The sequence below is a fragment of the Elioraea sp. Yellowstone genome (assembly GCF_006704265.1).
In the GTDB taxonomy this organism is placed as follows: Bacteria; Pseudomonadota; Alphaproteobacteria; order Acetobacterales; family Acetobacteraceae; genus Elioraea.
In genome coordinates this window covers 1-16,242 of record NZ_VIKA01000074.1, presented here as the reverse complement: position 1 = coordinate 16,242, position 16,242 = coordinate 1, and the positions used below count along the sequence as shown (strand labels likewise).

Below are 16,242 nucleotides of genomic sequence, written 5' to 3'. Positions count from 1 at the left end.
GCGCACACCGCCGATCCGGCCGCCGCCGCACGCTGGCTCGCGGGCCTGTTCGGCGTGCCGCCGGATCTCGTCGTCAGCGCGGCCGAGGAACGCGCAGCCCGCGCGGTCGCGCCGGCCGAACCCGACGCCCAGCCCCGCGGCCTCGACCCGGCCGCCTGACGAGGACAGAGCGATGGCTGACAACCTGATCGAGATCACGCTCGAGGACGCCGGCGCGAGGCCCGACCGCAAGGACGGCGCGCAGAAGCCGAGCCGCCGCCCGCCCGAGGTGCCGGAGAAGTTCTGGGACGAGGAGGCGGGCCAGATCCGCGTCGAGGCGCTGCTCAAGTCCTATCTCGAGCTCGAGAGGCGGCTTTCGCGCATGGTGCCGCTGCCCGCGGACGAGGCGGACGAGGAGGCGCGCCTGCGGCTGCTGCGCGCCCTCGGCGTGCCCGAGAGCCCCGATGCCTACGTGATCGAGCCGCGCCATCCGCTGCTCACGCCGGATCCGGACGTGAACCGACGGCTGCACGCGGCGGGCTTCACACCGGCGCAGGTGCAGCTCGTCTACGACCTCGCCGCCGAGCGGCTGCTGCCGCTCATCGGCGAGGCGGCGCAGATGTTCGAGGCCGAGCGCCAGCTCGATCGTCTGAAGGATCATTTCGGTGGCGAGGAACGCTGGGCGCGCATCGCGCGCGAACTCGCCGCGTGGGGCCGCGCGAAGCTGCCCGAGGCCGTGTTCGAGGCGCTCTCCTCCACCTACGAGGGCGTGATCGCGCTGCACCGGATGATGGAGAAGAACGAGCCGGGCCTCTTGCGCGACGCCGAGGCCGCACCCGCGCTCGGCGAGGACGAGCTGCGCCGGATGATGCGCGACCCGCGCTACTGGAAGAAGCGCGACCCGGCCTTCGTCGCCCGCGTCTCCGACGGCTTCCGCCGCCTCTTCCCCGGCGAGGGCTGAGCCCCGCCCCGCCGCCTCCTCTCGGCGCCCGACGCATGGCGCGGGCGCCGGGCCGGGGCTTGCGAGCGCGCCCCTTCCCGCGCTCACCCCGGAACCGGGACGGATGCGCGTCCCCCCTTCCCCGCGCATCCGTCCCCCCCCTTCCCCGGATGTCGGCCGCCCCGGCCGCATCCCCGGCCGGCCGCCGGAGAACCGCCGCTCGCGCGGCGGCCCGGCGGTCGCGCGTGCGCCGAGCGGCCCCGCCCGGGACAACCGCGCGCCACACCCCGAACCCGCTCCGCAACCGCAACCAGGGAAATCCGATCGTGGCCACCTCGATCGACCAGGCCTTCGTCAAGCAGTTCCAGACGGAGGTGCACGAGTCCTACCAGCGGCTCGGCTCCAAGCTGCGTCCGACCGTTCGGTCCAAGACCGGCGTGAAGGGCGCCTCCACCGTGTTCCAGCGCGTCGGCAAGGGTGTCGCCGGCACCAAGGCGCGCCACGGCGCGGTGCCGGTGATGAACCTCGACCACGAGCCGGTCGAGTGCTTCCTCGCCGACTATTACGCCGGCGACTGGATCGACAAGCTCGACGAGCTGAAGATCAACCACGACGAGCGCGCGGTGATCGCGAATGCCGGCGCCTACGCGCTCGGCCGCAAGACCGACGAGCTGATCATCGCCGCGCTCGATGCCGCCAGCCGCGAGGCGATCGGCGCCGGCGCCGGCCAGACCGACGACGACGGGCTGACCAAGCAGAAGATCCTGCTCGCCTTCGAGATGCTGGGGGCGGCCGACGTGCCGGATGACGGCCAGCGCTTCGCGGTGATCGGCTGGAAGCAGTGGTCGGACCTGCTGCAGATCCCCGAGTTCGCCAACGCCGACTACATCGGCGACGACGAGCTGCCCTGGAAGGGCACGCAGGCGAAGCGCTGGCTGGGGACGCTCTGGATGCCGCATTCCGGCCTGACCAGGAACGGCACGCTGCGCTATTGCTACTGGTACCACCGCACCGCGGTCGGCCATGCGGTCGGCGCGGAGGTGCAGACCGACATCACCTGGCATGGCGAACGTGCGGCCTGGTTCGTCAACAACATGATGAGCCAGGGTGCGGTGCTGATCGACGCCGAGGGCGTCGTGCGCCTCCGCTGCCGCGAGTAGCCGCCCCGCCCTTCTTCCCCCCTCTCCCGCCACGCGGGAGAGGGGCAGGGGACAGGGCGCTCCACGGACAATACTGGAGTTCCTCTCGATGGCGCTCTCCGCCCTCGCGCTCTGTTCGCGCGCCTTGATCAAGATCGGCGCGGCGACCATCGCCTCCTTCGACGAAGGCACCGCGGAGGCCGAGGTCGCCGCCAATCTCTATCCCTCGGTGCGCGACGCCCTGCTTTCGGCCTACCCCTGGAGCTTCGCCACCGCCCAGGCGTCGCTGCCGCGCCTCGCCGCTGCGCCGATGGCGGACTACGCGCACGCCTTCCAGCTGCCGCCCGACTTCCTGCGCGCGCTCTCGGCCGGGCGGTCGGGCCAGGGCCGCGGCGTGCCCTACCGCATCGCCGAGAACCGGCTGCACGCCGATCCGCCCGAGATCGTGCTGACCTACATCTTCCGCCCGCCCGAGCAGTCCTTCCCGCCCTTCTTCGACGCCGCGCTGATCGCCCGGCTCGCCGCCGAGTTCGTGATCCCGCTGACCGAGAACACCGCGCGCGCCGAGCTGATGTTCAGGCTCGCCGAGAGCGAGTTCCGCGCCGCGCGACTCACCGACAGCCAGCAGGACACGCCGCTCGCGGTGCAGGACTTCTCCCTGATCGGAGCGCGCGGCTGAGATGTCCGCGATCCGCCGCATCAAGACCAGCTTCGCCGCCGGCGAGCTCTCACCGGAGCTGCTCGGCCGGGCGGATCTGCGCGCCTACGAGAACGGTGCGGCGAGGCTCGCGAACGTCTTCATCCTGCCCACGGGCGGACTGCGCCGGCGCCCGGGCCTGCGCCACCTGGCGATGCTGCCCGGCACGGCACGGCTGATCGCCTTCGAGTTCTCGACCGAGCAGACCTATCTGCTCGTGCTCACCGACCGCCGCCTCGCCGTCTGGCGCGGCGATGTCGAGGTTGCCGCGATCGCGACACCCTGGACCGAGGCCGAGCTTGCGCAACTCGGCTGGACGCAGAGCGCCGACACGCTGCTGGTCGCGCATCCCGAAGTGCCGCCGCAGCGCATCACGCGCACCAGCCACACCGAGTGGACGATCGCGCCCTGGAGCTTCGCGGCCGAGCCCTACCACCGCTTCGCGCCCCCGGGCGTCACACTCGCAGCCTCGGCCACAACCGGCACGGTGACGCTGACGGCCTCCGCGCCGGTGTTCGTCGCCGGCCATGCCGGCACGACGTTCCGCCTCCAGGGCAAGCGCGTCACCGTCAACGCGGTCACCGGCCCGACCTCGGCCGCCGCGACGGTGCTCGATACCCTCGCCGTCGCCGCGCCGAGCGCGGACTGGGACGAGGCGGCGTTCTCGCCCGCGCGCGGCTGGCCGGTCTCGCTCTGCTTCCACCAGGACCGGCTGGTGATCGGCGGCTCGCGCGACCTGCCGAACCGGCTCTGGCTGTCGCGCACCGGCGACCTTTTCAACTTCGATCTCGGCGAGGGGCTGGACGACCAGGCGATCGAGTTCGCCCTCGTCTCCGACCAGGTGAACGCGATCCGCGCGGTGTTCTCGGGCCGCCACCTGCAGGTGTTCACCTCAGGCGCGGAATGGATGGTCTCGGGCGATCCGCTGACGCCGGCCAATATCCAGCTCAACCGCCAGACCCGCGTCGGCTCGCCGGTCGAGCGCACGATCCCGCCGGTGGACGTGGACGGCGCGACGGTCTTCGTCAGCCGCTCCGGCCGATCGGTGCATGAGTTCGCCTATACCGATGTCGAGCAGGCCTACCAGGCGGCGGATCTCGCCGTGCTGGCGCGCCACCTGGTCGCCACGCCGGTGTCGATGGCCTACGACCAGACGCAGCGCCTGCTGCACCTGGTGATGGCGGACGGGCGCATGGCGACACTGACGCTGTTCCGCGCCGAGCAGGTGACCGCCTGGACGCGCCAGGAGACCGACGGCGCGTTCCGCGCCGTCGGCGAGGTGGACGGCGCGGTGTTCGTCGTCGTCGAACGCGACGGGGCGCATCGGCTCGAGCGTTTCGATCCCGGACTCGGCGTCGATGCCGGCATCACCGGCACGCACCCGACAGGTGCTGCCACCTGGTCGGGCCTCGACCACCTTGCCGGGCGCAGCGTCGCCGTCGTCGGCGACGGCGCGCCGCGCGGCACGCAGACGGTCGAGGCCGGCATGATCGCCACCGATCCGCCCGCACGTTCGGTCCAGGTCGGCCTGCCCTTCACGCACGTGATCGAGCCGCTGCCGCCCGAGCTGATCACGCCGTATGGCGGCCGCACCGGCCCGGTGCGTCTCGTCGCCGTGACGTTCCGCCTGCTCGAGACGGCCGCACTCTCGGTCGATCTCGGCCGCGGCCCGGTCGCGGTGCCGTTCCGCCGCCTCGGCCCGCTCGTGCTCGACACCGCGCCGCCGGCCTTCACCGGCGACAAGACCGTCCGCGCGCTCGGCTGGCGCCGCGACACCACCGCGCCGCTCTGGCGCATCGAGGGCGCGGTACCGCTGCCGCTGACGCTGCTCTCCGTCACCACCGAGATGAGGCTGAACACCTGATGGCACAGCTCGTTCCCGTCGCATCGCTGCTGACCGGCGTGGCCGGGCTGGTGGGCGCGCAGCAGCAGGCCCAGGTGCAGCGCCGCCGGCAGCAGGAGGTCCAGGCCGCGCGCGAGGCGCAGCTCCGCCTCGCCAGCGAGGAGCAGGCGCGCCAGCGCCGCGAGCTGCTCGCGCGCACGATCGCCTCCACCCGTGCCCGCCTCGCCGCCGGCGGGGTGAGCGCGGCCGAGGGCTCCGGCGCCGCGCTCGTCTCCGCGCTCGAGGAGGAGGCGCGCACGCGCGAGCAGGCCGAGGCGCAGGACTTCGCCCTGCGCGTCGCCGCCGGACGGCGCAGCCTGCTCGACGAGCAGCTCAACCTCGCGCCCTTCATCCGCGTCGGCTCGCAGCTCGCAACGGGGCTCTCCTCGAGCGTCCGCTCGCTGCTCAACCTCTGACGGAACCCGATCCCCATGGCCGAGCACATCGTCATCGGCGACATCGCACCGCGCGTGCAGTACGTCGCCTCGGGGGCGCAGAGCGCCTTCACCTATCCCTTCCCGATCTTCAAGCCCGCCGATCTCGAGGTGTTCCTTGACGGCGCGCGCCGGAGCGGCGGCTTCACCGTCTCGGGCGCGGGACAGTCGGCCGGCGGAACGCTCACCTTCGCGACCCCGCCCGCCGCCGGCACGATCGTGACGCTGCGCCGGCGGCTCGCGCTGCAGCGGGTGAGCGACTTCCAGGAGAACGGCGAGCTCCGCGCGCGCGTGCTGAACGACGAGCTCGACTACCAGGTCGCCGCGCTGCAGCAGCTCGCAGACGACCTCGGCCGCGCGCTGCAGTTCGCCCCGACCGAAGCGGGGGTGGCGTCGGTGCTGCCGCCGCGCGCCGCGCGTGCCTCGCGCCTCCTGGGCTTCGATGCCGCAGGCGGGGTGCAGCTCTACGCCGCCGAGTCCGGCACGAACCAGACCCTGTTCCGCCAGGACGGCGCCGGCGCGGTGCCGCGCACCGCCCAGGACAAGTTCACCGAGGCCTTCTCGGTCGCCGATTTCGGCGCCGCCGGCGACGGCCAGTCGGACGACACCCAGGCGATCCAGGCCGCCTTCGACGCTGCCGGCGCGCTCGGCCGGATGGTGCTGATCCCCGAGGGCGACTGGCGCATCACGCGCGGGCTGATCCTCCCCGGGGGCGCAGCCGGGCTGGTCATGCGGGGCCGGCTGGTCGCCGAGCCCGCCGCGCCGGAAGCTGCACTGACCTTGGGCGACGGCGGGGCCGTGCGCAACGGCGAGAAGCTCTACTGGGGCATCCGCGTGGTGCGCGCCACCGTCTCCGACTGGCTCGACGAGCGCGACATCGGAGTCGTGCTGCGCAACATCGACGCAAGCCTGGTGCAGATCGCCGAGGCGCGCAACTTCACGATCGGCGTGCGCACGCTCGGCGACGAGCGCGGCGTCGAGGACACCACCGTCCTGCTCGGCCGCATCGTCGACAACCGCATCGGTCTGGACATCCGCGCCGGGACCGCCGCCGGCTGGAACGCCTCGATGCGCTACTACGGCGGGCATTTCGCGGTGAGCTTCGCGACCTGGCCGGCGCTCGACCGCTTCGGCGTGCGCCTCTCCGCCGCGCCGGGCGCCTATCGCGCGCACAACCGCCACGTCTTCGACGCGCCCAATTTCGAGCTGCGCCAGCAGGACGGCAATGTCGCGATCCCGTTCCTCTGCGAGGTGGAAAGCCGCGCCGTGATCGCGCGCGACATCCGCATGGAGGGCTGCTCGCCCATCGTCGCGCGCCACACCGCCGGTGCGCAGGATCACCTCTACGACGTCGCCTGGGCGAGCCAGGGCTACCTGCTCGATGTCGAGTACGCCGCCGGCGCCACCCGCGCCGGCGCGGTGCTGCGCACGCGCCACCAGGCCGCCGCCCATGCCGAGGCGACGCGCCTGATCGGCGACGTGCCGAACCTGCGCGCCGCCGCGTTCCGCTGGGGTGCCGGCCAGACGGGGTTCGCGCAGCTCGCCTGCGTCAGCGCGAACGTGTCGGGCTCGCCGAGCCGGATCGAGGACTTCGCCTTCCCCGCGCTCTCTGGCTATGCGCCGACCGACCGTGGCGTCATGATCACCGCTGCGCGCGGCCTGGGCTTCGTGGTGGACACGCGCGCCTGCCGCGACTTCGCCCTGGCGGTGGATGCCGACGCGCCGCGCCTGTTCGTGCAGTGCTTCGACGCCGCGGGGACGCTGCTGACCGACGCGGCCGGGACGGTCGCGCGTGCTTCGGGCCAGGCGCTGGCCTGGAACCCGGCCGCGCGCTGGTGGCAGGGCTCGGGCGACATGACCGATGCCGCGCTGACGCGGCTGCAGGCGCTGCGGCTCGATGCGCAGGTGGCAGCCGCGATCATCGGCATCTGCCGCGTCGATGCCGACTACGAGGCGCGCGCGCTTCGCCTCTACTGCGAGCCACGGCACGCCCCAGCGCTGCTCTACGGCACACCCGCCTTCCCGCACGGCAGCCGCGAGATCGTCGCCGAGACTGCGTGGGACCCGCCCAGCATCGCCGCCGGCGCCACGCAGCAGGTGAACATGACCGTGACCGGCGCGAGCCCCGGCGACTTCGTGCAGGCCACGTTCTCGGTCGCGACCACGGCTGTCCTGTTCCTCGCCACGGTCGGGGCGGCGAACACGGTGACGGTGGTGGCGTGGAACCGCGCGTCCAGCGCCATCGACCTCGCGGGAGGCACGCTCCGGGTCCGCGTGATCAAGGCGTGAGCCGGCTCAAGGGGCTGATCGCGACCCAGATCGACCAGGCGATCGAGCGCGCGATCGCCTCCTACCACGCCTTTGCCAGGGACGAGCCGCACAGCACCGATCCGAAGGAGTTCGCCGCGCATCATGCCGCCTGCAAGGCGGCGCTCGCGCATCTCGACCTGCTCCTGAAGATCGCGCGCATCACCGAGACGCCTGCCCCGGGCGCGGGCGAGACGCCCGACGACCGGCTCGCGCTGATCGCCGAAGCACGCAGCGCCATCGGCGCCGCGGCGGGTGACGAGGACGACGAATGAGCGAACCGATCGAGATCCGCTTTCCCGAGTTCGTCTGGATCTGGAACCGGCTGAACGACCACGGCACGCCGGCGCATCACCTGCGCATCGCGCGCTGGCTCGGCCATGCCTGGCGGCGCGGCGAGACAAGGCTGCTGCTGATGTGCTTCCGCGGTGCCGGCAAGTCCACGGTGGTCGGCCTCTACTGCGCCTGGCTGCTCGCCAACCGGCCGGATCTGCGCCTTCTTGTGCTGTCGGCGGAACAGTCTCTCGCCACCCGCATGGTGCGCACGGTGCGCCAGATCATCCGCCGCCATCCGTTCTGCCGCCACCTGCACCCGCGCCACGGCGGCGAATGGGCGGCGGATCGCTTCACGGTCAACCGTCCCGGCAGCGCGCGCGAGCCCTCCATGCTCGCGCGCGGCATCGGCGCCAACATCACCGGCAGCCGCGCCGACGTGGTGATCTGCGACGACATCGAGGTGCCCGGCAACAGCGACACCGCGGAGAAGCGGGCCGAACTGCGCGAACGGCTGGCCGAGATCGAGTACATCCTCGTGCCCGGCGGCACGCTCCTGTTCATCGGAACGCCGCACACGCCCGACACCATCTACCGGACCGAGGCGAAGCCGGGCGAAGCGCCGGCCTTTCTCGCCGGGTTCAGGAAGCTCGTGATCCCGCTGCTGGACGCGGAGGGGCGTTCAGCCTGGCCCGACCGGTTCGACGACGCCAAGATCGCCGAGCTGAAGACCCGCGTCGGCCCGCGCTCCTTCGCCGCGCAGATGCAGCTCGAGCCGCAGCCGCCCGAGGATGCGCGGCTCGATCCGGCCGACCTGATGCCCTACGACGACGAGCTGACGCTGCACATGGCGAATGCCGGGCTCAGGCTGCTGCTCGGCGAACGTCCCCTCGTTTCGGCCTCGGCGTTCTGGGATCCGGCCTTCGGCATTCCTGGCGCGGGGGATCGTTCCGTCTTCGCCGCGGTCTTCACCGACGGGGAGGAGCGCTACTACCTGCACCGCGTCGCCTATCTGACGCACGACCCGGAGGGTGGCGCCGATGCGGCGACCCAGCTCTGCCGGCAGGTGGTGCGGCTCGCGGGCGAGCTCCACCTGCCCTCGCTGACGGTGGAGAACAACGGGCTGGGCCGCTTCCTGCCGGGGCTGCTGCGCGCCGAGATGGCGAAGGCCCGCGTGCCCTGCGCGGTGGTGGAGCGGCCGAGCACGCGCAGCAAGGCCGAGCGCATCCTCGGCGCGCTCGAGCCGCTCCTCGCCGCGCGGCGGCTCTGGGCGCATCGTTCCGTGTTCGCCACCCCGCTGATCGCCGAGATGCGCGAGTGGCGCCCGACCGGCTCGAAGGGCGCGCATGACGACGGACTCGACGCCGTGGCAGGTGCGATCCTGAACGAGAGGGTGCGGATCGGCCGGGTCGCGCCGGCGGTGCGGCGCGAGGACTGGCGCCATCCGGCCGGCGGCTTCACCGCGCGGCAGGACTTCAAGCCGTGAGCGCGTCCTGCCGCAGCCTCATCCTCACGCTCGCCCCTTCCCGCTCACGGGCAGAGGCGGCCCGTCGGCGCCGCCGCGTCCCCTGGCATCCGCCGGCGCGAGACGGCCAGGACGAGGGGGACGCCGCCGTCGCGCCGCCTCACGCCGCGCGCGGCTCCTTCAGGATCTCGGTGCGGTGCCGGTCGATCCCGGCCTCGGTGATCTCGAACCGCCCGTCGGGCCGCTCGCGACAGAATCCCATGCCGGCGAGCCGCGCGAGGCAGGGGCCGTCCTTCAACCCCGGCGGACGGCCGAGCGCGCGCGCGATCCTCAGCCGGTTCAGCGCCGACCGGCAGCAGGTCTCGAGATAGGGCTCGTTCCACATCGCGTCCCCGATATCGGGCAGGCGGGGCGCTCGCGCAAGCGTCCGCGCCCATCGTCCCAGGAGTGTCACGCATGGATCCCTCGGCCATCACCCTCGAATGGTGGATCCGGGTCATCGAACTCCCGATCCTCGCCGGGCTGTTCAAGATGATGTGGGACATCAAGAGGGAGCTGATCGCCCGCATCGAGCGCGTCGAGCAGCGCCACACCGACATCGCCACGCGTCTGCGCGAGGAGCTCGCCGCCTTCAAGCTCGAGGTCGCGCGCGGCTACGTGCCGATCCAGATGATGCGCGAGGTCGACCGCCGCGTCTCGCTGCAGCTCATGCGGATCGAGGAGAAGCTCGACGTGATGGGCCCGCGCGCGCGCGGCCGGCGGGAACCGGACGACGCCTTCGCGGAGTAGCGCCCGCTACGCGCGCGCGCGGCGCTGGCCGGACTGGTGGCCGAGGCAGGCGGCGACCACGATGGCGGCACCGGCGAGATCGGCGAGCCGCGGCGTGACGCCGAAGAAGACGGCATCGAACAGCACCGCCCAGACCATCGCCGTGAAGTCGATCGGCGCGATGCGCGAGGCCTCGGCCGCGCGCACCGCCGCGGTCACGACGGCATTCCCCGTGCCCCAGAGCGCCCCGTTGAGCACCAGCAGCAGCGCATCGCCGGCCGGTGGCGCGAGCCACGAGGCGGCCGCGAAGGGCCCCGCCACCAGCACCCCCATCGCCGCCGGCACCGCCATCGCCGCCGCCAGCCCCTCGCCCGCCCCGAGCCGGCGCGTCACCACCTTCATGCCGGCATAGCTCGCCGTGCCGGCAAGCGCCGCGGCATAGCCGAGTGCCGAGCCGCCGCCCGTCAGCCCGGGCGCGGCCGAGACCACCACGCCCCCGAAGCCAAGCCCTGCCCAGGCCCAGGCCGCCATCCCCACCCGCTCGCCGAGCAGCGGGATCGCCAGCGCCATGGTCATGAACGGCGCGGTGAAGGAGACCACATAGGCCTCGAACAGCGGCAGCCGCGCGAAGGCGAGGAAGAACGAGAACGCCGCGGCGACGATCAGCGCCCCGCGCACGAGATGCAGAGGCAGCCGCCGCGGCGCGATCCCGTCCTGCCGCCAGGCGAGCGGCCCGGCCACCAGCAGCGCCGTGCCGCAGCGCATCGCGATCACCTGCGCGGCGCCGTAGCCGGAGGAAAGCCACTTGGTGGTGACGTCGGTGAGCGCGAACAGCGCGATCCCGACCACCATCAGCACCACGCCGCGCACGCGTCCTCCGCCCCAGCCCCGCGCAACCGTCATGCCTGCCGCACGATCCGCCGTCCAGCCTTCCCCCGCGCCGCCGCTTCGGGCATGACCCGTCCCGAATGTCACCCGAGACCGCCTCCCGCTTGATGCCGCTCGCGCGGCTGGTCGACGCCGAGACGGCGCACCGCCTCGCGGTCGCCGCGCTCGCGCGCGGGCTGATCGGGCCGGCGCGCCGTCCGCGCGACCCGCGCCTCGCCTGCCACGTCCTGGGGCTCGACTTCGCCAATCCGCTCGGACTTGCCGCCGGCTTCGACAAGCAGGCCGAGGCGATCCCGGCGCTGTTCGGCCTGGGCTTCGGCTTCGTCGAGGCGGGCGGCGTGACCTTGCGCCCGCAGCCCGGCAACCCGCGTCCGCGCGTCTTCCGCCTGACGGAGGACCGCGCGGTGATCAACCGCTACGGGCTGAACAGCGACGGCTGGCCGGCCGTGCGCGCACGCCTCTCCGCCCTGCGCGAGGCCGGCCCGCTGCCGGGGCCGCTCTGGCTGAATGTCGGCCTGAACAAGGAGAGCGCCGACCCGGACGCCGACTACGCCGCCCTGCTCGCCGACGCCGCGCCGCTCGTCGAGGTGCTGGTGGTGAACGTCTCCTCGCCCAACACGCCCGGCCTGCGCGACCTGCAGGCCGGCGCGCGGCTCGCCGCGCTGCTGGAGACGGCGCAGGCGGCCCTCGCCCGGGCCGGCAGCCGCGCGCGGCTGATGGTGAAGATCGCGCCCGATCTCGACGACGCGGCGCTCGCCGCGATCGTTGCGACAGCGGTCGCCCACGGCGTGGACGGGCTCGTGATCGGCAACACCACGGTCGCGCGCCCCCCCGGCCTGCGCAGCCGCCACGCCGCCGAGACGGGTGGGCTCTCGGGCCGGCCGCTCTTCGCCCCCTCGACCGCGCTGCTCGCGCGGGCGGCGCGGCTCGCCGCCGGGCGGCTCGTGCTGGTGGGCGTGGGCGGCATCGCCTCGGGGCGCGACGCCTATGCCAAGATCCGCGCCGGCGCGACGCTGGTGCAGCTCTACACCGCCTTCGCCTATGACGGCCCGGCGCTGATCGGGCGCATCCTCGACGACCTCTCCGCCGCCCTCGCCGCCGACGGCTTCGCCTCTGTCGCCGACGCGGTCGGCGCCGACCTCGGGGACTCCGCATGATTGTGAGGCTGGACCGTTTCGCCCCCCTCGCCGAACGCTATGACGGCTTCGTGCTCGACCTCTGGGGCGTGATCCATGACGGGGTGACGCCCTATCCCGGCGCGGTGGCCACGCTCGCGGCGCTCAGGCGCGCGGGCAAGCGCAGCGTGCTGCTCTCGAACGCGCCGCGCCGGGCGGCGGCCGCGCAGGCGGCGATGCGCGCCATGGGCATCGCGGATGCGCTCTACGACGGCATCCTCACCTCGGGCGAGGCGGTGCATCGCGCGCTGCGCGACCGCACCGATCCCTGGTTCGCCCGGCTCGGCCGGCGCTTCCTCCACATCGGCCCGGAGCGCGACCGCAACGTGTTCGACACGCTCGACCTCGAGGAGGTGGTCGCGCCGGAGCAGGCGGAATTCGTGCTCAACACCGGCCCCGACGACCACAGGCCGGGCCAGACGGTGGAGGACTTCCTGCCCCTGCTGCGGCGCTGCCGTGCGGCGAGGCTGCCGATGATCTGCGCCAACCCGGATCTCGAGGTGATCCGCGGCGGCGTGCGCGTGATCTGCGCCGGCGCGCTGGCGCGGGAATACGCGGCGATGGGCGGTGAGGTGAGGAGCCTCGGCAAGCCCGACCCGGCGATCTACCCGGGCGTGTTCGCCATGCTCGGCATCGCCGACCGGAGCCGCATCCTCGCGGTGGGCGATGCGCTGCGCACCGACATCGCCGGTGCCCAGGCGGCCGGCATCGACGCGGCCTGGGTGATCGGCGGCATCCATGCCGAGGAACTCGGCGCGGTGAACGGAACCCTGCCGCCGGCCGAGGTGCTGGAGCGCGCGGCGGCCGCGCAGGGCCTGAAGCCGATCGCCGCGCTGCCCGCCTTCGTCTGGTGAGCCGGGTGGCCGGACCCGGCCGCACCGCGTAGCCGCGCCGCCGTGACGGCGCCGCGCGAGGCGATCGAGAGCGCGCCCGAAGCGGCGCCTTGGCGCGCGGTGCCGCCTGCCTGGCTCCTGGTCGCGCTCACCAGCATCGGCCCCTTCAGCCTGCAGATCATCCTGCCCGCCCTGCCGGCGGTGGCGCGCGGCTTCGCGGTCTCCCCCGCCACGGCGCAGCTCGCGCTCACCCTCTTCCTGGTCGGTGTCGCGCTCGGCCAGCTCCTCTACGGGCCGCTCTCCGACCGTTACGGCCGACGGCCCTGCGCGCTCGCCGGGCTCGCCCTCTTCCTCCTCGCCTCGACGGCCGCCGCCGCCGCACCCTCGGTCGGCTGGCTCGTGCTGGGGCGGATGGTGCAGGCGATCGGCGCCTGCAGCGGCATGGTGCTGGCGCGCGCGATGATCCGCGACTGCTACCCGCGCGAGAAGTCGGCCTCGGTGATGGCCTATGTGTTCATGGGCATGACAGTCGCGCCGATGGTCGCGCCGGCGATCGGCGGCGCGCTCGGGCAGTGGCTCGGCTGGCGCGCGATCTTCGGCCTCGCCGCGACCGCGGGCGCCGCCCTGCTCGCCGCCACCGCCGCGCGCCTGCCCGAGACCCTCGCCGTGGCGCAGCGCCTGCCGGGGATTGCGGGGTTCCTGCGCGCCAACCTCGCGCTCCTGCGCCGCCCCGCCTTCGCCGTCTATGCCGGCAGCTTCGCCGCCACCTCCGGCGTGTTCTTCGCCTTCCTCGCCGGTGCGCCCTTCGTGGTGGTGAACGGGCTCGGCCTCTCGCCGACCACCTATGGCCTCGCCTTCATCGTCGTCTCGCTCGCCTATGCCGGCGGCAACTTCGTCACCGCCCGCCTTGCGCAGCGGCTCGGCGTGGTGCGGCTCCTCGCGCTCGGCACCGGCGTGACGCTCGCCGGCGCCGCGCTCGCGCTCGCTGCGGTGCTGGCGCTGCCGCCGCACATCGCCAACCTGTTCGGCCCGGCGATGCTGATGGCGCTCGGCAACGGCGTGGCGCAGGCGAACGCCATGGCCGGCGCGGTGAGCGTGCGGCCGAAGCTCGCGGGCACCGCCTCGGGGCTCGCGGGCGCGCTGCAGATGGGGTTCGGCGCGGCGATGACGCTCCTGGTCGGCGCGACCGAAACGGGCTCGGGCGTCGCGACGGCCGCCTACATGCTCGCCGCCGCCCTGGCCTGCCAGGCGTTCCTGTTCACCGGCCGGCGCTCAGGCGCGCTCTGAGGCGCTTCACGCCCGCCCGGCCGAGCCCGAGAGCAGGAGCGGATCGATCTTCAGCGAGGCCAGCGCCTCGCGCCACTTGGCGCCGAGATCGGCCCCGAACACCAGGCGCTCGTCGGCCGGCACCGAGAGCCAGGCGTTCTGCTGGATCTCCTCGTCGAGCTGGCCCGGCCCCCAGCCGGCATAGCCGAGGGCGAGGATGCCCTCGCGCGGGCCACCGCCGCGCGCGATCTCCTTCAGCACGTCGATGCTGGCGGTGAGCGCGAAGCCCTCGTCCACCCTGAGCGATCCGTCCTGCACCCAGTCGGTGGTGTGCAGCACGAAGCCGCGCCCGGTCTCGACCGGGCCGCCGGCATGCATGCGGATCACCCGGCTCGGCGGCGCGGGCTCGATGCCGAGCTGGCGCAGGAGCGCCTCGAAGCTCAGTCCCTCGAGCGGACGGTTGATGACGATGCCCATCGCCCCCTCGGCCGAGTGGGCGCAGACATAGACCACGGTCTGCGCGAAGCGCGGATCGCGCATCCCGGGCATGGCGATCAGGAGCTGGCCGGTGAGCCAGCCGCCCTCCTCCGCTGCATCCGTCATGTCGTTCGACCTGCTCATGCGACCACACTAGCATGTTGGCGCCGGGCGGGCGGACCTCAACACGCGTCCGCGGCCGCGATCGCCGTCTCGTGCAGTCAATCCGCCGCGAGACGCCGGTGGCAGCCTTGCGCGCGCGGGGCCGGCGCGCCACGGTCCGGGCGGAAGACGCCATGCGCACAGGCTCCCGTCTCGTCGCTGCCGTGCTGGCCGCGGCCACGCTCGGCTCTGCCCCCGCCTTTGCGGGCGGGCTCGGCGCGTGGGTGCGCGCGGAACAGGCGGATCTGCGCCTCGTCTCCGCGACGGAGGCGATCGGTCCGGGGCAGGACCGGCTGCGGCTCGGGCTGCATGTGCGGCTCGAGACGGGCTGGAAGATCTACTGGCGCAGCCCGGGCTCGGCCGGGCTGCCGCCGCGACTCGACTGGGGCGGGTCCGCGAATCTCGGCCAGGCCACGCTGCGCTGGCCGGCGCCGCAGCGCTTCGAGCTGTTCGGACTGCAGAGCTACGGCTACGCGGGCGAGGTGGTGCTGCCGATCGAGGCGCGGCTGGTCGAGCCGGGCGCGCCGGCCGTGCTCGGCGCCCAGGTCGAGTACCTGGTGTGCAGGGAGATCTGCATCCCCGGCGCCGCGCGCGTCGCGCTCGACCTGCCCGCCGGCCCGCCCACGCCCTCGGCGGCCGCACACCTGATCGACCGGTTCGCCGGCCGCGTCCCCGCGCGCGCCGAGGCGGCGGGAGTGACGCTCGCGGCCGAGACCGGCACGGGCGCGCTGGTGGTGACCGCGCGCGGGGCCCATCCCTTCGTTGCCCCCGACCTGTTCGTCGAGACCGCCGCCCTGCCCGACCTGCCGGCGCCGCGCGTCAGCCTTGCGGAGGGCGGGCGGACGGCGCGCTTCACCTTCCCCGACGTCGCGCTGCCCGCCGGCACGCGGCTGACCGCGACGGTGGTCGACGGGCCGGTCGCGCTCGAGGGCGAGGCGGTCGCTCTCGCGGCCGCGCGCGGGCTCGGCGCTGTGCTGGCGATCGCGCTGTTCGGCGGGCTGATCCTCAACCTGATGCCCTGCGTGCTGCCGGTGCTGGCGCTGAAGGTGACGGGACTGGCGGGGCTGGCCGGCGCGCAGCCGGCGGCGGCGCGGCGGTCGCTGCTCGCCACCGCCGCGGGTGTCGCGCTGTCGATGCTGGCGCTCGGCGCGGCACTGGCGGGCTTGCGCGCGGCGGGGGCGGCGATCGGCTGGGGCGTGCAGTTCCAGCAGCCGGTGTTCCTCGCCTTCATGGCCGCGGTGACCGGACTGTTCGCCTTCAACCTCTGGGGTCTGTTCGCGATCGGTGCGCCGCGCTGGGCCGGCACGCTCGCCGAGGCCGCGCCCCGGCGCGGTCTTGCCGGCGACCTCGCCACCGGCGCCTTCGCGACCCTGCTCGCGACCCCCTGCTCGGCCCCCTTCGTCGGCACCGCCGCGGCCTGGGCACTGATGCGCGGCACGGGCGAGATCCTCGCCGTCTTCGCCGCCCTCGGCGCGGGGCTGGCCCTGCCCTGGATGGCGCTCGCGGCCGCCCCGCGCCTCGCCGCGCTGCTGCCGCGGCCGGGCGCCTGGATGATCC

General features: G+C 73.9%; 16 protein-coding genes. 13 read left to right on the top strand and 3 right to left on the bottom strand.

Going from position 1 to position 16,242, the window contains the following annotated elements; all coding sequences use genetic code 11:
- Positions 1-172 precede the first annotated feature (172 nt).
- From FK498_RS11485 to terL, 8 genes are all read left to right on the top strand, one after another.
- Positions 173-940: a capsid assembly protein gene (locus FK498_RS11485; protein WP_141854668.1), complete on the top strand. Its 768-nt coding sequence runs from the start codon at positions 173-175 to the stop codon at positions 938-940.
- A 305-nt stretch (positions 941-1,245) separates the two neighbouring features.
- The gene (locus tag FK498_RS11480) at positions 1,246-2,079 is read left to right on the top strand and encodes a phage capsid protein (protein WP_141854666.1); all 834 of its coding nucleotides are present in this window, start codon (positions 1,246-1,248) and stop codon (positions 2,077-2,079) included.
- 88 nt (positions 2,080-2,167) lie between these two features.
- On the top strand, positions 2,168-2,737 hold the full coding sequence (locus FK498_RS11475; RefSeq protein ID WP_141854664.1) for a hypothetical protein: 570 nt from the start codon (positions 2,168-2,170) through the stop codon (positions 2,735-2,737).
- Between the two features lies 1 nt (position 2,738).
- Complete coding sequence (locus FK498_RS11470; protein WP_141854663.1) at positions 2,739-4,619, top strand: hypothetical protein; 1,881 nt, start codon at positions 2,739-2,741, stop codon at positions 4,617-4,619.
- Entirely contained in the window at positions 4,619-5,053 is a 435-nt protein-coding gene (locus tag FK498_RS11465; protein WP_141854661.1) for a hypothetical protein, read from the top strand. Before FK498_RS11470 ends, FK498_RS11465 begins: the two co-directional genes overlap by 1 nt.
- Positions 5,054-5,068: 15 nt before the next feature.
- The gene (locus tag FK498_RS11460) at positions 5,069-7,360 is read left to right on the top strand and encodes a glycosyl hydrolase family 28-related protein (protein ID WP_141854659.1); all 2,292 of its coding nucleotides are present in this window, start codon (positions 5,069-5,071) and stop codon (positions 7,358-7,360) included.
- Positions 7,357-7,653 (top strand): hypothetical protein, encoded by a 297-nt coding sequence (locus tag FK498_RS11455; protein WP_141854657.1) that lies wholly within the window; start codon positions 7,357-7,359, stop codon positions 7,651-7,653. Before FK498_RS11460 ends, FK498_RS11455 begins: the two co-directional genes overlap by 4 nt.
- A complete protein-coding gene (terL, locus tag FK498_RS11450) occupies positions 7,650-9,137 on the top strand; it encodes a phage terminase large subunit (protein WP_141854655.1) in 1,488 nt (495 codons plus the stop codon). Before FK498_RS11455 ends, terL begins: the two co-directional genes overlap by 4 nt.
- A 139-nt stretch (positions 9,138-9,276) precedes the next feature.
- On the opposite strand, the gene FK498_RS11445 is transcribed toward terL, so the two are convergent.
- Entirely contained in the window at positions 9,277-9,501 is a 225-nt protein-coding gene (locus FK498_RS11445; protein ID WP_141854670.1) for a hypothetical protein, read from the bottom strand.
- A 71-nt stretch (positions 9,502-9,572) separates the two neighbouring features.
- On the opposite strand from FK498_RS11445, the gene FK498_RS11440 reads away from it, so the two are divergent.
- Entirely contained in the window at positions 9,573-9,905 is a 333-nt protein-coding gene (locus tag FK498_RS11440; protein WP_141854653.1) for a hypothetical protein, read from the top strand.
- 6 nt (positions 9,906-9,911) lie between these two features.
- Here FK498_RS11440 and FK498_RS11435 read toward each other — a convergent pair whose 3' ends face one another.
- On the bottom strand, positions 9,912-10,787 hold the full coding sequence (locus FK498_RS11435; protein WP_141854651.1) for a DMT family transporter: 876 nt from the start codon (positions 10,785-10,787) through the stop codon (positions 9,912-9,914).
- Between the two features lie 65 nt (positions 10,788-10,852).
- Between FK498_RS11435 and FK498_RS11430 the strand changes: the two genes are divergently transcribed.
- From FK498_RS11430 to FK498_RS11420, 3 genes are read left to right on the top strand one after another with little or no spacing between them, the layout of a single operon-like run.
- A complete protein-coding gene (locus FK498_RS11430; protein WP_141854649.1) occupies positions 10,853-11,929 on the top strand; it encodes a quinone-dependent dihydroorotate dehydrogenase in 1,077 nt (358 codons plus the stop codon).
- A complete protein-coding gene (locus tag FK498_RS11425; protein ID WP_141854647.1) occupies positions 11,926-12,801 on the top strand; it encodes a TIGR01459 family HAD-type hydrolase in 876 nt (291 codons plus the stop codon). Before FK498_RS11430 ends, FK498_RS11425 begins: the two co-directional genes overlap by 4 nt.
- A 42-nt stretch (positions 12,802-12,843) precedes the next feature.
- Complete coding sequence (locus FK498_RS11420) at positions 12,844-14,067, top strand: multidrug effflux MFS transporter (protein ID WP_141854645.1); 1,224 nt, start codon at positions 12,844-12,846, stop codon at positions 14,065-14,067.
- 6 nt (positions 14,068-14,073) lie between these two features.
- Here the strand turns inward: FK498_RS11420 and FK498_RS11415 are convergent, their stop codons facing one another.
- Positions 14,074-14,667 carry a YqgE/AlgH family protein gene (locus tag FK498_RS11415; protein WP_141854643.1) on the bottom strand — a complete coding sequence of 198 codons (594 nt, stop codon included), beginning with the start codon at positions 14,665-14,667 and terminating at the stop codon, positions 14,074-14,076.
- A 152-nt stretch (positions 14,668-14,819) separates the two neighbouring features.
- Here FK498_RS11415 and FK498_RS11410 point away from each other — a divergent pair.
- The coding region (locus FK498_RS11410) for a protein-disulfide reductase DsbD domain-containing protein (protein WP_161988388.1) at positions 14,820-16,242 on the top strand (1,423 nt) is incomplete at its 3' end.

Excerpts from the sequence above, each read along its gene's own strand:
- FK498_RS11445 (WP_141854670.1), bottom strand. The coding sequence starts at position 9,501 with ATGTGGAACGAGCCCTATCTCGAGACCTGCTGCCGGTCGGCGCTGAAC.
- FK498_RS11430 (WP_141854649.1), top strand. The coding sequence starts at position 10,853 with ATGTCACCCGAGACCGCCTCCCGCTTGATGCCGCTCGCGCGGCTGGTC.
- FK498_RS11465 (WP_141854661.1), top strand. The coding sequence starts at position 4,619 with ATGGCACAGCTCGTTCCCGTCGCATCGCTGCTGACCGGCGTGGCCGGG.
- FK498_RS11460 (WP_141854659.1), top strand. The coding sequence starts at position 5,069 with ATGGCCGAGCACATCGTCATCGGCGACATCGCACCGCGCGTGCAGTAC.
- terL (WP_141854655.1), top strand. The coding sequence starts at position 7,650 with ATGAGCGAACCGATCGAGATCCGCTTTCCCGAGTTCGTCTGGATCTGG.
- FK498_RS11475 (WP_141854664.1), top strand. The coding sequence starts at position 2,168 with ATGGCGCTCTCCGCCCTCGCGCTCTGTTCGCGCGCCTTGATCAAGATC.
- FK498_RS11470 (WP_141854663.1), top strand. The coding sequence starts at position 2,739 with ATGTCCGCGATCCGCCGCATCAAGACCAGCTTCGCCGCCGGCGAGCTC.
- FK498_RS11435 (WP_141854651.1), bottom strand. The coding sequence starts at position 10,787 with ATGACGGTTGCGCGGGGCTGGGGCGGAGGACGCGTGCGCGGCGTGGTG.
- FK498_RS11440 (WP_141854653.1), top strand. The coding sequence starts at position 9,573 with ATGGATCCCTCGGCCATCACCCTCGAATGGTGGATCCGGGTCATCGAA.
- FK498_RS11415 (WP_141854643.1), bottom strand. The coding sequence starts at position 14,667 with ATGAGCAGGTCGAACGACATGACGGATGCAGCGGAGGAGGGCGGCTGG.
- FK498_RS11425 (WP_141854647.1), top strand. The coding sequence starts at position 11,926 with ATGATTGTGAGGCTGGACCGTTTCGCCCCCCTCGCCGAACGCTATGAC.
- FK498_RS11485 (WP_141854668.1), top strand. The coding sequence starts at position 173 with ATGGCTGACAACCTGATCGAGATCACGCTCGAGGACGCCGGCGCGAGG.